Source organism: Methanosarcina horonobensis HB-1 = JCM 15518, assembly GCF_000970285.1.
Lineage (GTDB): Archaea > Halobacteriota > Methanosarcinia > Methanosarcinales > Methanosarcinaceae > Methanosarcina > Methanosarcina horonobensis.
In genome coordinates this window covers 2,138,430-2,153,280 of the sequence record NZ_CP009516.1, presented here as the reverse complement: position 1 = coordinate 2,153,280, position 14,851 = coordinate 2,138,430, and the positions used below count along the sequence as shown (strand labels likewise).

At 41.2% G+C, this 14,851-nt stretch carries 11 protein-coding genes and 1 pseudogene; 8 read left to right on the top strand and 4 right to left on the bottom strand.

The window, feature by feature from the left end:
* Positions 1–180 precede the first annotated feature (180 nt).
* Positions 181–966, bottom strand: a complete 786-nt coding sequence (locus MSHOH_RS22115) for a hypothetical protein (RefSeq protein ID WP_052730795.1) — start codon at positions 964–966, stop codon at positions 181–183.
* A 684-nt stretch (positions 967–1,650) separates the two neighbouring features.
* On the opposite strand from MSHOH_RS22115, the gene MSHOH_RS09420 reads away from it, so the two are divergent.
* Complete coding sequence (locus MSHOH_RS09420; RefSeq protein ID WP_048139170.1) at positions 1,651–2,013, top strand: VOC family protein; 363 nt, start codon at positions 1,651–1,653, stop codon at positions 2,011–2,013.
* 97 nt (positions 2,014–2,110) lie between these two features.
* On the opposite strand, the gene MSHOH_RS09415 is transcribed toward MSHOH_RS09420, so the two are convergent.
* Positions 2,111–2,296: a protease inhibitor I42 family protein gene (locus MSHOH_RS09415; protein WP_048139169.1), complete on the bottom strand. Its 186-nt coding sequence runs from the start codon at positions 2,294–2,296 to the stop codon at positions 2,111–2,113.
* A gap of 180 nt (positions 2,297–2,476) precedes the next feature.
* On the opposite strand from MSHOH_RS09415, the gene MSHOH_RS22110 reads away from it, so the two are divergent.
* The 6 genes from MSHOH_RS22110 (at position 2,477) to MSHOH_RS09390 (ending at position 9,541) form a co-directional block, all read left to right on the top strand.
* On the top strand, positions 2,477–2,926 hold the full coding sequence (locus MSHOH_RS22110) for a P-type ATPase (RefSeq protein WP_052730794.1): 450 nt from the start codon (positions 2,477–2,479) through the stop codon (positions 2,924–2,926).
* Entirely contained in the window at positions 2,901–4,211 is a 1,311-nt protein-coding gene (locus MSHOH_RS09410) for an HAD-IC family P-type ATPase (RefSeq protein WP_052730793.1), read from the top strand. Before MSHOH_RS22110 ends, MSHOH_RS09410 begins: the two co-directional genes overlap by 26 nt.
* A gap of 408 nt (positions 4,212–4,619) precedes the next feature.
* Complete coding sequence (locus MSHOH_RS09405) at positions 4,620–5,567, top strand: DUF5996 family protein (RefSeq protein WP_048139166.1); 948 nt, start codon at positions 4,620–4,622, stop codon at positions 5,565–5,567.
* A gap of 540 nt (positions 5,568–6,107) precedes the next feature.
* A complete protein-coding gene (locus MSHOH_RS22105; protein ID WP_052730792.1) occupies positions 6,108–8,516 on the top strand; it encodes a PAS domain S-box protein in 2,409 nt (802 codons plus the stop codon).
* Positions 8,517–8,929: 413 nt separating this feature from the next.
* Complete coding sequence (locus tag MSHOH_RS09395; protein ID WP_048139161.1) at positions 8,930–9,181, top strand: hypothetical protein; 252 nt, start codon at positions 8,930–8,932, stop codon at positions 9,179–9,181.
* 60 nt (positions 9,182–9,241) lie between these two features.
* The gene (locus MSHOH_RS09390; RefSeq protein WP_048139160.1) at positions 9,242–9,541 is read left to right on the top strand and encodes an aspartyl protease family protein; all 300 of its coding nucleotides are present in this window, start codon (positions 9,242–9,244) and stop codon (positions 9,539–9,541) included.
* A 61-nt stretch (positions 9,542–9,602) separates the two neighbouring features.
* On the opposite strand, the pseudogene MSHOH_RS23690 reads toward MSHOH_RS09390, so the two are convergent.
* Positions 9,603–9,725: pseudogene (locus MSHOH_RS23690) on the bottom strand (IS5/IS1182 family transposase); the annotation flags it as partial.
* Positions 9,726–10,045: 320 nt separating this feature from the next.
* On the opposite strand from MSHOH_RS23690, the gene MSHOH_RS09385 reads away from it, so the two are divergent.
* The gene (locus MSHOH_RS09385) at positions 10,046–10,777 is read left to right on the top strand and encodes an alpha/beta hydrolase (protein WP_158024106.1); all 732 of its coding nucleotides are present in this window, start codon (positions 10,046–10,048) and stop codon (positions 10,775–10,777) included.
* A 719-nt stretch (positions 10,778–11,496) separates the two neighbouring features.
* Here the strand turns inward: MSHOH_RS09385 and MSHOH_RS09375 are convergent.
* The gene (locus MSHOH_RS09375) at positions 11,497–14,694 is read right to left on the bottom strand and encodes a CheR family methyltransferase (protein WP_239451307.1); all 3,198 of its coding nucleotides are present in this window, start codon (positions 14,692–14,694) and stop codon (positions 11,497–11,499) included.
* Between the last annotated feature and the right edge of the window lie 157 nt (positions 14,695–14,851).

Here is a 14,851-nt window from a genome sequence, read left to right as displayed (position 1 = left end):
TCAATCTGCTATGTAACAGTTTGCTATGTAACAGATTAGAACCTCTTTGAACTAAAACGCGCTACAAAAAACCAGTTAAAAAAAATGGTTTTGCCGTTGGAGTCTATTGCTTAATTAAAAAGGAAATGAGGAAAACATCATTTTAACTTTATCTGAATTTCAGATATTTACGCTCATATCTCAGTAGTACATAATTTTATAAACTGACCTGTTACTCTCACTACTAAAAGTAAGGAATCTCCCATTTTCATTATTATAGTAAGCACTTTCAGGAGGGGCGTCCGAGTATATGTGAGCCCTTTTATTTTCAGGGACACAGAAATTAAATTTGATTTCTCCGGGGTAAGTTGTCTCATAATCAAACAGTACAGTACTATTCTGAAGCACGGTATAATTATATGAGAGCCTTGTACCCGATGCAGGCTCGTACAGAGAGACAGAACCGTTACTTGACCCAAGTCTAGGGGTAATCACAAGACTATTAGCCGAGAGATCCACACCAAAGTACCCTTCTATTACACACTGCCCAAGCACGCCAGCACTTCCCAAAAAAGTAGGACTACCTTTGCCTGTGCCGTTCAGGGTACACCATTCGTAAAATCCTCCCAGGTTATTATCCTGAGTTGCAACTTCTCTTAAGTGAATAAGCGCATCTTCATTCCGGCCGTTAAGAAATTCTTCAAGAATCAATCTGCCTGCAAACCAGTCCCACTGATCACCATTTTGATACTCGTATTCCTCATCCGTACCAGGGTTTTCAAAGAATCCTGCAGGATAGGCAGGGGCAAGTACACAGCCGATGGTGCTCGCATTAACCTGTTTTTTTCTTTCTTTGGCAGCTTCAAAGATTTGCTCTGCCTGAGAATGGTTTGCGAGGCCGGACTGTATAGCAATCACATTCCCTCCCATCGGAAACATATCGTTCTCGTCAAATTCAAGGTTAACCGGTGAGACGTGGACATGCATCTTATAATATCCCTTATCCTGCTGCCAGAGATATCTATAACGAGGGTGTAATTTCCTTCTTTATCAGGTGTTTTTATTGTAATCCCGGTATTTATCCTGGTTCCGGGACTTACATTATACGGAAGGGGTGTCCTGAGTCCGTCATAAACAACGGTTTCGTTATCTTGCTTCCAGTGATAAGATATGTGAACCGGCTCTTTTCCATCTTTATTCTCCAGGTCTCAATGCCCTTATTTACTACGGTGAGATTTGCAGAATATATTGAGCTCGAAATTAGCTCGGAAGGGACTTTGGGGTATAAATATTCAGTATCATAAACAGGATTCGATTCTATTTCTGTAACCTTCGGATTTTCCGAATCCTTACTTTCCAATGCTGCGGAAAATACAAGAAGCAAAAACAAAGCAAGTACAGGTATCAAAACTATTGAAAATAATTTTTCATTTCTTCCTTCCTTTTATCCCTTATTTGTAAAATCAGACGTAAAGAGCTAGTTAAATATTTACTTAGATTTTAAAATCTTTTCTTCTTGGACGTAGAATCTAAGGGAATTTCCAATCTGGAATAATTAGTTTTATAATGAAGAACTCGATTGAAACAGATTTACACAGAAGTGCCAGCTTATTCACGAATAAGAGTTTAAAAACTTAGAGAATTGACAGAAGTTAAAAAGAGCCCAGTAATATGAAAATCCTTCAAACTCTCTCCCGCCTCTACATAAACGACCTGAGTTCCGTCCTCGAATTCTACGAAAAACTCCTCGGCACACCTGCAATCATACGTTTTCAAATTCAGCAAATCGGCCTAGAACTGGCTCAGATAGGAGATATTTTACTTATAGCCGGCTCTGAAGAAGCTCTGAAACCTTTTAGAAGCACACAGGCTACGTTTCTTGTTGATTCTCTAGATGATTTCAGGGCTTTTCTGGAAGAAAAAGGAGCAGAAATTGTCCGGGAACCTGCGAAAGTTCCGACCGGCAGGAACATGACAGTAAAACATCCTGACGGGTCGGTAATAGAGTACGTGGAACATTCCAAAGCTGTCTGAAAATAACCATAAGAAATAGACTTCAAAGACTTCTCAGATAACATTAATGTTGAGAGTAAAATGATCCTCTATATAGGTTGTGTTCTCCCACGATCTCTTATCTTTCATATGTGCCAATTACTTTCTGGTTGCCCGGAGCCACAGCCTCGATCAACCATGAATGAGTTCCAGGGACACCTTCAAGGTGTTGAGGATCTGGGTGCTCTACATATTTCTCGCCGAGAATGGTGAGCCCATTGCTCGGGTTAAGTTCCCATTCATAGCCTGCTGCAGAATCATTCAATAGAATTTAGGGTAAAGTTCTCTCCGTTTTTGAGGTATGGTTTTTCCGCTGTCAGCCTCGGTTACTATCTGACCAGTTTCCATTGTTTCATTAACTTGAGTTGTGTTGTTAACAGTTATATTTTCGGGTATTTTTCAGCACAGCCGGCTGCAAAGACGACAGCAGTGACAGTTTGGTTAGATGTCAGTACTGTATGGAGCCGTTATCCCTTGTTTAAAAGGGGATATTCTCTATTCAGGTTCGGTTATCCGGAAAGGTGAGGCTACCGGTGTGGTAGTATCTACTGGTGTGCAGACTTATTTCGGCCGGACAGCACAACTTGTTCATATTGCCAGACCAAGAATGTATATCGAAGAAGTCATAACTAACCTGCTCAAGTGGCTTATTTCGCTGGTAGTCGTTTTGCTCGCCATCGCCTTTTCTGTATCTTATATCAGGGGCATTAACCTTGTAGAGATATTGCCATTGGCACTGATATTACTTGTCTCAGCTATTCCCGTTGCACTGCCTACCATGTTCACGGTGACCATGGCCCTGGGCTCGCTGGAGCTAGCTAAGAAGGGTGTGCTGGTAACAAAGACTCAATGCTTCGCAGGATGCGTCCATGATGGATGTACTGTGCGTAGATAAAACAGGCACAATTACTTTGAACAAGCTTTCAGTAGCCGACATAACCGAGCTTGACAGCTATACTAAAGAAGATGCGATTCTTTATGGAGCACTTGCATCCAGTGAAGCAAACCAGGATCCCATTGATGTTGCTTTCATTGAAGCCGCCAAGCAAAAAGGCCTCGATACAGCTGAGTATGCCCAGATCAGCTTCACTCCTTTTGATCCATCTATCCGAAGAACAGAATCAGTCGTACAAAAGGATGATGAACGCATCCAGGTGGCCAAGGGAGCAGTAAGGGTGCTGGCAACTTTATGCAGCTATGATGCCGGAAGGATTTCTATTCTGGAGGAAAAAATTAGGGAGTATGCCGAAAAGGGTTACAGAACTCTGGCTGTCGCAGTGAAAAAAACAGGATCTCAGATGGAACTTGTTGGTATGGTAGCCCTCTATGATGCACCTAGACCAGAATCTGCGAAGCTAATCGCTGAGCTTAAAGAACTTGGAATTACAACAAAGATGCTTACTGGAGACGCGTTGTCAGTAGCAAAAGAAGTTGCAGAAGAAGCAGGCATTGAAGGAAAAATCATCAAGGTGGCTGAGCTAAGAGAGATGGAAGGCTTGCCAACAAAAAAAGCTGCACAGGCCAGCGAGCAAAGTGGTGGGTTTGCTGAAATTTACCCTGAAGATAAGTATCTTATAGTGAAAAACCTCCAGGAAAAAGAACACATCGTTGGTATGACCGGAGACGGCGTGAATGATGCCCCTGCATTAAGGCAGGCAGAAGTGGGAATTGCAGTAAGTAATGCTACGGACATTGCAAAAGGAGCCGCAAGTGTTGTTCTTACTGATGAGGGTCTTGCCGAGATAATTGAGCTGGTTAAAACGGGAAGGCAAATACACCAGCGAATCTCTTCATGGATTTTAAATAAGATAGTAAAAACTTTTGAAATAGTGCTGTTTGTCGTCCTTGCATTTCTGATTACCGGGAAATATGTCATAGGTGCTTTTGAGATCGTCCTGCTACTTTTTTTGATCGACTTCGTCACTATATCTATAGCAACGGACAACGTCAAACCTTTCAGGAAACCTGAGTCATGGAACATGGCATCACTGGCAAAAGTTGCGGTATTGCTGGGTATCTTGATCGTGGCCGAATCTTTCGGGCTACTATACTTAGGGATGAGCTACCTGGGACTTACGGAAGGTACAGGGCTGAATACTTTTGTCTTTGATATGCTAATCTTTGGGGGTATGTTTACAATACTTGTTGTAAGAGAAAAAGGCTATTTCTGGGAGTATTGAAGGAGAATGCTTGAATTAGTTTCTACAAAAAGATATCACGATCATAGTTACAACCGCGTCATATTCAAAAAATAGCATCTTTCATGAATTTCAAAATGCACATTTTTCGAAAAGTTTGTGATTTGATCTATAAAATAAGTCTTTTACGGCACTTTATACAAAAAATCATACATTATCTTATTTTTATAGAGACACTGATTTGCGTGTCTTAGTTTCATTTACAGTAAAAAAGTGGATAAAATATAAATCGATAATTTTACAACGATTACCTGGGAAGTTCTCCATCTCCACAGCTTGGTATTCGACTGAAATAAATACTATAACACTAATCGAGTTACAATAAATGTACTAATTGAACTTCAGTAAGCTTACTGTCATTAATCGGGGAGATTTTTAGAGGGGATAAATATGGTAAATACCAGTTTTACACGGGACGTTCAGTTTCCGGCTTTGCCGCTTGAAGAATGGGAAGATACAAAGAGTACGCTGCACCTGTTTCTGCAGGTTGTGGGAAAGGTCAGGCTTTCACTGCATCCGAAAATGAACCACTGGTGGCATGTCCCATTTTATGTTTCTGTGCGCGGGCTTACTACCGGATCCATTCCTTATGAGGACATGACTTTTGAGATGGAGTTTAATTTTAGGGACAGCGGGCACACTTTAAAGATCGAGACAAGTGAAGGGGACTCAAAAACCGTGCCTTTGAAGGGGCTGTCAGTTGCCGGGTTTTATGAGAAGGTTTTCTCGAGCCTGAACGAACTCGGGATAGTAGCAGGCATCAGGCCTGTGCCTTATGACATCCCCGGAGTGACAGAGCCTTTTGTATCGGACTATGAACATGCATCTTATGATGAAGAGTATGTGAACAGGTTCTGGAGAATTCTTGTACAGGTCGATTCTGTTTTCAAGGTTTTTAGAGGTTGGTTTACAGGTAAAGGCTCGCCTGTGCATTTTTTCTGGCACCACGCCGACCTGGCTTTTACCTTATTTTCAGGCAGGTCAGCTCCTGTCAGGGAAGGGGCAAATCCCGTAGAGCGTGAAGCTTCCTCGCACGAGATGATCAGCTTTGGGTTCTGGGCAGGGGACCGGAATGTAAGGGAGCCGGCTTTTTACGCATACGTGCACCCGCAGCCTCAGGATATTATGGACGAGCGGCTCAGCCCTGAAGAAGCTTTCTGGAGCAGGGAAGCAGGAGAAGCTCTCCTTATGTACGAATATGTCAGAAACGCAGCTGACTCGCCTCAAAAAGCTATACTTGACTTCCTTGAAAGCGTATATCAGGCAGGAGCAAAGAGAACAAACTGGAATATCGGAGCTCTCAGGCTTCCTTCATCTGAAAAGCAGTTTGAAGGATAGGTTGAAGAGAAACAGAGAGAGTATCAGAGTCTACTGGAAAAGCTGGAAAGGCCTTATGATTGAGTTAAAATTAAAAAGGTCTGTTCGTTTCTGTTAGCTATTACTAAAGCTAACAAACACTACTCTTTTTGCCTTTTTAATGTAATTTTTCCTAAGTTATGCATATATTCCGGAATTGATCTCTTGATTTTTGAAACTCGTCCGGCATACTTTTCCTGATTTTATCCAAATATTTCGTAAAAAAGATGACCATAAACTGACAATATTTCGAAAACAGAGAGATGATCTGAAGAACAGAATATGAGAAAGTGCCATGGAGAATATTAATATACTAATTTAAATATTAATACTGAAAATTATCTGGTAAACTGATCCTATACTTTTCCAAAAAAGAAGTTGCAAAAACGTACTCACTTAATACAAAAATAATTCTTAGGAAGCTACTGATATAAGAAGTATTAACCCGGAATATAACAGTATACTACTCAAGAAAGTAAATAAGCGCTTTCAAATTTTTCCCGACAGCTGGAGAGGGGTAGAGTGAAAGAAAAATCGAGAAACTCCGGTCACAATATTACTGGAGATATGCCATGGGGAACACATTTCTGCCAGTTCTACAGGACAAAAGAAGATTTGATGGATATAGCTTTTCCTTATTTTAAAGCAGGACTGGAGAATAACGAATTATGCTTGTGGATCACGTCACAACCTCTGGAAATAGAAGAGTCAAAAGAAGCCCTTAGAAAAGCTATTCCTTACATTGATATCTATCTGGAAAAAGGGCAAATCGAAATTATCCCATATACTCACTGGTATTTTAAAAATGGAGTTTTTAATTCGGAGAGAGTATTGAATGGCTGGGTTGAGAAATTCAATCAGGCTCTTTCCAGTGGTTATGACGGTTTGAGGCTGACCGAAGATACTTCCTGGCTGGAAAAAGAAAACCGGAATGATTTTGCTGATTATGAAAAAGAACTGGATCGGATCACAGGCAAGTGCCGGATAACAGCTCTTTGCACCTATCCTCTTGACAAGTTTAACGCAACCGAGACTATCGATATAATTGCAAATCACCAGTTTGCTTTGATAAAAAAGGAAGGAAAGTGGGAACTGGTAGGAAATTCCAGATATAAAAAAATGGAAGAAACCGAGATACTTGCAAATATTCTTGAATTATCCGATGATGCTATTATGACCGAATCTCTTGATGGCATTATTACCAGCTGGAATAAAGGTGCAGAGCGAATTTACGGTTATACGGCAGAGGAAGTTTTGGGAAAGCCCATAGACGTCCTTGAACCACCTACTTTAGTCGAAGAAATAAAAGAACTAACTGAACTTATCAGATATGAAGAAAAAATACATCACTATGAGACTTTACAGTTAAGAAAGGATGGTAAGGTAATAAACGTCTCATTAACTCTTTCTCCGATTTTCGATGCTTCCGGAAATCCGACAGCTGCCCTGGTTATGTCCAGGGACATAACTGAAAATGAACAAACAGTAGAAAAACTTCTGAGAAGCAAGGAAATCTACAGAATTATCACAGAACAGACAGGGCAGCTGGTTTATGACTATGATTTAAGAACTGATAAATGCACCTGGGCAGGTGCAATAGAAGAAACCACAGGATATAGTTTTGAAGAATTTCAGATGCTTGGCAAGTACATCTGGACTACGAATATCCAGTCTTCAAGTGAAACTCATGTGGGCGCAAGATTCCGAGACATAAAATCTACCGGAGATAGGTATAAAGAAGAATTAAGGTTGAAAAGAAAAGACGGAACTTACATTGACATAGAAAATAAAGGAATTTACCTCAGGGATCATGAAGGTCATCCTTACGAGGCTATAGGAGTAATCAAAGACATTACGGATTGGAAACTTGCGTTAAAAAAAGTGAAAGAAAGTGAAGAGAAATACCGATCTTTCATACAAAATTTCCACGGTATTGTCTATCAGCGTAATGAAAATTTTATTCCCGTGTATCTGCATGGGGCTGCCGAAGAGATCACCGGGTATAGAGAAAAAGACTTTTCATCCCGGATTAAGTGGAAAGAGATAATTCATCCTGATGACCTCTCTCTTGTTCTCAAAGAAGAGAAAAAGATTCGAAATTTCCAGTCCACAGGTTATGGAGATATCGAATACCGCATAAAACACAAAGATGGAAGAATCAGGTGGGTTCACGAGATTTACCAGAAAATTAAAAAGACAGATGAGAAATCGGAATTCTACCAGGGTACGATTTATGATGTGACCGAGAAGAAAGAAACTGAAAAATTTCTTGAAGGCATCGAGATTAGCCGTAAAAAGGAAATCCATCATCGGATTAAGAATAACCTGCAAGTGATCTCTTCATTGCTGGATCTGCAGGCTGAAAAGTTCCAGGACAAAGAGTGTATCAAAGACTCGGAGGTTCTTGAAGCCTTCGTAGAAAGCCAGAACCGGGTACTTTCAATGTCCCTTATCCATGAAGAACTCTATAAAGGAAAAGGGACCGATACGCTGAATTTTTCTGAATACATCCGGAAGTTAGCTGAAAACCTTTTCCATACTTACAGCCTTAATAGTGAGAATGTCCGCCTTCACATGGATCTGGAAGAAAATGCATTATTCGATATGGATATTGCTGTCCTGTTGGGAATAATTGTTAATGAACTTATTTCGAACTCCCTCAAATATGCATTTACCAAAAGCGAAGACGGAGAAATTCGAGTCCAGCTTTCCAGAGAAAAAAAGAATAATGAAACGCATAAATCTCTTTTCAGCCTGACAATTTCGGATAACGGAAAAGGAATTCCTGAAAGCCTGGAATTAGGGAATGTTGAGTCGCTCGGACTGCAGTTAGTGAGCATCCTTATTGACCAACTGGATGGAGAAATCAAGCTTAGAAGAGACCACGGAACGGAATTCGTAATTACTTTCGAAGTAACTGAAAAGCCATAATCCTGATAAGTTATTCCTCTATCACACGTTTGAGGGTTAATCAAGTTTGACTCCGTTGCATCTGGATTTGTGATTTTAGCTTTGATTAATTTTTGTCTTGATTAATTTGTGATTTCTTGATGGCAGTGTCGTTAATTATGAAATTTATGGTCTTACAGATAAATCGGAACACTTTCCGATTTAAGATTTATTGCTAAGGGAGCGCAGAGGGTCATTAAGAGCCTATCCGAAAAGTCTGTTTCAGTGGTTGTACACAAATTTGAAGAAAATGTTTATTGAAAGTTGATTTTTAATTTGAGACACAGTTCATTATACTTTTCGAATAGATTCTTAAACACTGATAATAAAGAAAAAGTATTATTTAGATAATAAAACATAGTTTAAAGCAAAGGTCTGATCGAAGAGGTAAACATATGTTAGATGCCAATAAATTCGATGAAAAAGCAAATAGTATCTATGAAGCCCATAAGGAAGAATGGGAGAAGTTATATGACAAAAAGATTATAGCCATAGATATTGATGCCAATGACTTCGCATCTGTTGGTGATAGCCTTAGAGATGTTGGTCTTGAGGCGAGAAAGAAGCGCCCAGGTCATCGTTTTTTTGTGCGTAGAGTTGGCAAGAATCCTGTAGCTCTTCGTATCAGGAATAGAAACCATGCGTAAAAAAGTTTTGGATTATTATGATAATGACCCACTTGTCAAGGTCACTCTGATTATCCTATTTTGAATAAAAGAGAAACTGCCTGTGCCTATCTTGATACTGGTTCTGATGCAATTGTCATACCAAGAGATCTTTGGTTAAGACTTGGATTACAAGAAGAATATCGTACTTTTGTTAGTGCTGTTAATAGTACAGTTGTTGGTTGGTATACATTTATAGATCTGGAATTTTTTGGAAACAAACATAAGGATGTTGAAGTTTTTTATAATGAAGTTGCCGGAGATATGTTGATCGGGCGGAATGTTCTTGATGAATATTCTGTCACATTCGATGGTAGGAATTCTAAATTGTACATAGAATGAGCAGTAATAAAACATCGTTTTCTTGATTAAATGGTTAAAATACACGGGTTTCGCGGTAAATTACAAGCTTTTTATCGTGACGATTCGCTCCATCCACTATTACTGAAAGTGGAATACCTTTTCCGTCAGTTAAGATACTCTTTTTTGTCCCTTTTTTTCCACGATCAGTGGGGTTTGCTCCTGTTAATCCAGATTTTTTCAATAAGTTCTCAGAAATCTCGTAGTCGTAGCCGATTTTACGTTTTGTCGGGCGGCCCTACCCAAAAAGGAAGAAATTTGAATATTGGGCGTAAAGAAGTGTCGTGAATTTGCTGTAAATTCGAAGTCAAATTTTTGTATACTACGAATTAAGTTAATCTCTTGATCTCGAATTTTGTATTCAGGGACTTTATGAGATTTGTGGTTTTACTGAAAAATCGATACACTGCCTATCAATGCTTCACTTCTTGCTAGAAATTTAATGTTATCCATAAGTGGCTAATAAGTAAAAGTCAAACTATAATCATGCAGGGCACGGAATTGAGGGGCACAAAGCTTCAGGGCACAGAGATAATTAATATCAAAAAACGGGATTTGGAAACAATTATTCTCGATGTCAAAAGAGAACAAAAAGATTTTTATGAGTTCGTCCAGATAGGGACAAGCCGTGGAAGGATAGATTGCGCTTACTACGGGGCAGAGGGGACAGATAAAGGCGTAATTATGGTCACAGGAGTGCACGGGGGCTTTGATTCACCTGCAGACAGCCTGTACCCGCGTTTATCCAGTGATCTAAGAGAAACAGGCATAAGTTCTCTAAGGATAAAATTCAGGAGTCCAAAAGATATGGCTGAGGCTTTAATAGACGTCCTTGTGGGAATAGAGTTTTTAAAATCGGAAAATGTAAGGATTCTTGGCCTGATAGGGCACTCTTTTGGGGGTGCAGTCGTTGTTCAGGCTGCTTTTAACAATAAGAACGTAAAAACCATAGTGATGCTCTCAACTCAGGGCCGTGGGGTTGATCCGATCTCTTTCCTCCCAAAAGACACATCGGTGTTCCTGATCCACGGCGAGGAGGACGAGGTCATACCTCCGGATGTTTCGGTACTTGCATATGATATGGCACACGAACCTAAAAGAATAGAAGTATATGACGCTAAAGCCGGTCATGAACTGGATAATGTAGCCGATGAGGTTTATGTGGAGATAAAAGATTGGATTATGAAACATTTAAACGGGCCCCACAAGGATTTGTGAACTATCTGCGATGCCAGCAAAGTTAACTAATAAATTCCAGAGGTTATTTAGTCTTACATTAACTGAATGAAAGAGCCCGAAAAACATCAAAACAGCAGACAAAAAACAGTTATGAAGCCACTGGATAAAAAGCGCATTAAGAAATAGGAGGAAATTGCCTGAAAGAATCATTTTTCTTTTTACTGTAGTTCCCGATACAGTGGTTCCGAAAGTTCTCCCCTTGATTTTAGTTATTCGAAACTGGAAAAAAGTCTTCCAGGCAATTATCTTTTCACATACCCTACCGGTTATTTCCACTCTTTTAGACTTGTTCTCTCCGTTATAATATACAATGTCCCGATTTTATTTTAAATTAATTATCAGAAAAATTGTTCCTGATAAAATGTTAGTTTTATTTAAAATATTTTAAAATCAAACAACAATTTAATATTAGTAATGTTTTTATTGTTTTCCAGAATCTTAAAAAAAATCTAACAATGGACTATTCCCTAAAAAGCACATCATGACAATTATAATCAAAAAAATTTAAATAAAAAATAATTTATTTAGAAAATTTCTACGAATCTATTTTGTAAATATTTTTCAAGGACGCTGAAATTGCAGTTTCCGGGACGAGAGTTTTATCCTTGATATTTCCCTCTTCCCTTTGAGAAGTCTCCGCTACCTATCTGGGCTACCTATCTGGATAGAGTTTTAGTCACGGTCGGTTTTTCCCATACTCATTTTTTGGTTTCCTGCTCTTTTGCCGAAAGTTCTTCCCGTTTGCGCTCGGTAATGTCACTGGCGGCACCAAACCATTCAATTATTTCACCATTTTCATCGAGAATAGGAACGGCACGAGAGTACACCCATCCCACGCTGCCGTCCGCTTTCCTGACTCGATGTTCCAGTTCGAAAACTCTCTTTTTCCGGATGGCTTCATTAATGGCAGCGGTCATATGCGGCTGATCTTCTAGAGGAACGTACTCCTGAAGCCAGTTGCGGCTTGGATTTTCCGTATTTGCAAGAAAACCCCTACCATGGAGCCGGCTCATCTCACTCCAATCTGGACTCATGCGGTACACTACTTGCGAGCTGGTCATCACCAAAGCGCGAAAACGCTCTTCACTCTGGCGTAGTGCTTCCTCAGCTCGCTTGCGCTCGGTAATGTCTATAAAGGTAATCACCGCTCCTTTGATAACATTATCAAGGGTGCGGTAAGGTTTGATGCGCATCAGGAACCACATGCCATTCCGGGTTTGAACTTCTACCTCTTTTGACGTCAGTTTGTCCAGTACTTCTCTTATGTCTTCTATTAGCCGGTTATATCCTGTAATACTCGGGACAATATCCCAGATAGGCCGTCCCACGTCTGTCGGTATTAGATTAACAAGATTTGTGACTGCGGGAGTGAAACGCATGATGCGCATCCCATAATCCACGAAGATAGTGCCTATGTCCGTGCCCGCAAGCAGGTTGTTCATATCGTTATTGGCCTGAGACAAATCAGCGACCTTATTTTGCAGTTCGGCATTGACCGTAGCCAGCTCTTCGTTAACTGACTGCAGTTCCTCTTTTGAGCTCTCAAGCTCCTCGTTTGAAGACTGTAATTCTTCATTTACCGACTGCATTTCTTCATTGGAGGATTTGAGTTCTTCAGTGGAAGTCTCCAGTTCCTCATTGGTGGCTTTGAGTTCTTCTTCTTTGATCCGCAGTTGCTCCCTCAACTCCAAAATGCGCCTGTCAGTCTCCGTTGCACTTGCGAGAGCTTCACCCTTTCCTTCACCGAGAGCTGCCTCCTCTGCTGTTTTCTGTTCCCATTCTGGAGGTTTCTCAAAAATGACCAGGAACAGGTCTTGCCCTTCGGTTGCATAAGGAGTTATAGCTATGGGTATTACCGCCAGATTAACTCCGGTGAAGTCGCCGTTGGTTTTGACCTGCACTCCAGGGTAAAATAATAGTTTTTTATCAGTTACCGCTCTGTGCAGGGCAATAGTCAACCTCTGGTGCAGTCCCTCCCGTGCCATACCCAGAATATTCATTCCAGCTTCACCCGGAGCCGGTTCCAGGTACATGCCGGTACGTCCGTGTATATAAAGGATGTCACCTTTTTCATTTACTAGCACACCGGCAGGAGCATAATTTTGAATCAGAAGCCGTTCGGTCAACTCGCGAAATTTAGGTTTGCCCTGAATAGGAACCTCAATTGCCTTTGCTTGAATCTCCCTGGGTTCCACTCTTGGTGGGATATATGCAGCTATGGAACGGAGTTGCTCTATTCCAACATTCTGCCTGCTCTGGTACAGTTTCGCCTTGCGATCCAGCGTGTCAAAAAGGTTAGTGAACCCGTTAATGGTCTCGGAAGATCCAAGAAAGAGAAACTTGCCAGGGCTCAACGCGTAGTAAAAGAGAGGAATAAGTCTCTTCTGCAGCTCCGAGTCCATGTAAATCAGTACGTTGCGGCAGCTGAGCAGGTCGAGTTTGGAGAAGGGAGGGTCTTTTGTGAGGTCATGCTCGGAAAAGATCACCATTTCACGAATATTTTTATGAATGTGGTAGCTGCCGTCTGGACCCACTCCGAAGAAGCGTTCCAGTCGTTCAGGCGAGACATCGACTGCGATGCTGGCAGGATATATACCGGCGCGGGCACGTTCGATTGCCCGGCTGTCAATATCCGTTGCAAAAATTTGTACCTTAAAAGTTCGCCTCAATGTTTCCATATGTTCCTGGAGCAGGATGCCGATTGAATAAGCTTCCTCGCCTGTGGAACAGCCGGGCACCCAGACCCGTATTGTTTCGTGTATATTCTTTTCGACAAAGAGTTTCGGGATAACCTCTTCCTGAAGCAAGTCAAAAGCCTTGGGATTACGGAAAAAACTGGTGACACTGATTAAGAAGTCGCGAAAGAGCGATTCTACTTCGGCAGGTTTTTGCTCTAAGTATTGCACATACTCATCTACACGCTTAATAGCGTGAACAGCCATACGCCTCTCAATGCGCCGGGTGATGGTGCCTTTTTTATAACGGGAAAAATCATGACCTGTCTGGGAAAATATCAGGTTGAATACCCTGTTCATCGAATCTTCTGTCCTGGCAGCCGGATGGAATACTTTCCCGAAAACCTGAGTTACATAGGCAATGAGCTGGGCAGGCATTTCTTTCGGCGGGAGAATATAATCTGCCAGACCGGTGTCGATAACACTGCGCGGCATGCTGTCGTACTCACTGGATTCGGGAGTCTGTGCCATTACCATTCCGCCTTCAGCCTTGATTGCCCTTATTCCTAATGTTCCGTCACTGCCAGTGCCTGAGAGTACAATTCCGATAGCCCATTCTCTCTTTTCTTCTGCCAGGGAACGGAAAAAGAAATCGATAGGCATACGACGACCATGTGGTTCGATCGGTTCTACTAAGTGGAGCAAACCCTCACGATAAATTAAGTCTCTGTTAGGCGGGATAACATAAACGCTGTTAGGCTTGACATCCATCCCTTCCTCGATCTCGTAAACAGGCAGGTTTGTGTAGCGTCCTATCAGACTGGTAAGAATGCTCTTGTATTTTGGGTCAAGATGCTGTATTATTACAAAGGCTACGCCAGGATTGACGTCTTTGGGAATACCTGAGAAGAAGGCTTCGAATGCACCCAGCCCACCAGCCGATGCGCCGATGCCCACGATGGGAAAATTCTTTTCCGGTTTCTGTTGTTCTTCCGGTTTCGGTTCCTCTTCTGGCTCTTTCTTTTCTTCCGGTTCTTGTTCCCCTTCTGATACCTGTTCCTTTTTTGAGATCAATTCCTCCTTTAGAATCTGTTTTCCTTCTGGTATCCGTTTTCCTTTTAGTAACGGTTTCCCTACTGGTGCCTGTATTTTCTTTTTGTTTGTAGTTTTATTTGTTACCATGTCTTCGCATCCTTTCATGCCTGAATCCAGTCGCTTCATATACCTTTATTAGTCGCTGTATATACCTTTATGATATGTAATTGAATTTAGTGGTTCATCAATAATAAGTTGCCACATTTTAACTTTAAGGCGTGAAGTCCCCTTCCTCGGAGCGAAGCGACAGGTGGGGGATGAAAGCCGTCAACTTCACTATATT

Bases quoted from the DNA above. Each gene is read 5' to 3' on its own strand.
- MSHOH_RS22115 (WP_052730795.1), bottom strand. From the start codon at position 966: ATGCATGTCCACGTCTCACCGGTTAACCTTGAATTTGACGAGAACGAT.
- MSHOH_RS09385 (WP_158024106.1), top strand. From the start codon at position 10,046: ATGCAGGGCACGGAATTGAGGGGCACAAAGCTTCAGGGCACAGAGATA.
- MSHOH_RS09395 (WP_048139161.1), top strand. From the start codon at position 8,930: ATGTTAGATGCCAATAAATTCGATGAAAAAGCAAATAGTATCTATGAA.
- MSHOH_RS09375 (WP_239451307.1), bottom strand. From the start codon at position 14,694: ATGAAGCGACTGGATTCAGGCATGAAAGGATGCGAAGACATGGTAACA.
- MSHOH_RS09410 (WP_052730793.1), top strand. From the start codon at position 2,901: ATGATGGATGTACTGTGCGTAGATAAAACAGGCACAATTACTTTGAAC.
- MSHOH_RS09420 (WP_048139170.1), top strand. From the start codon at position 1,651: ATGAAAATCCTTCAAACTCTCTCCCGCCTCTACATAAACGACCTGAGT.
- MSHOH_RS09405 (WP_048139166.1), top strand. From the start codon at position 4,620: ATGGTAAATACCAGTTTTACACGGGACGTTCAGTTTCCGGCTTTGCCG.
- MSHOH_RS22110 (WP_052730794.1), top strand. From the start codon at position 2,477: ATGTCAGTACTGTATGGAGCCGTTATCCCTTGTTTAAAAGGGGATATT.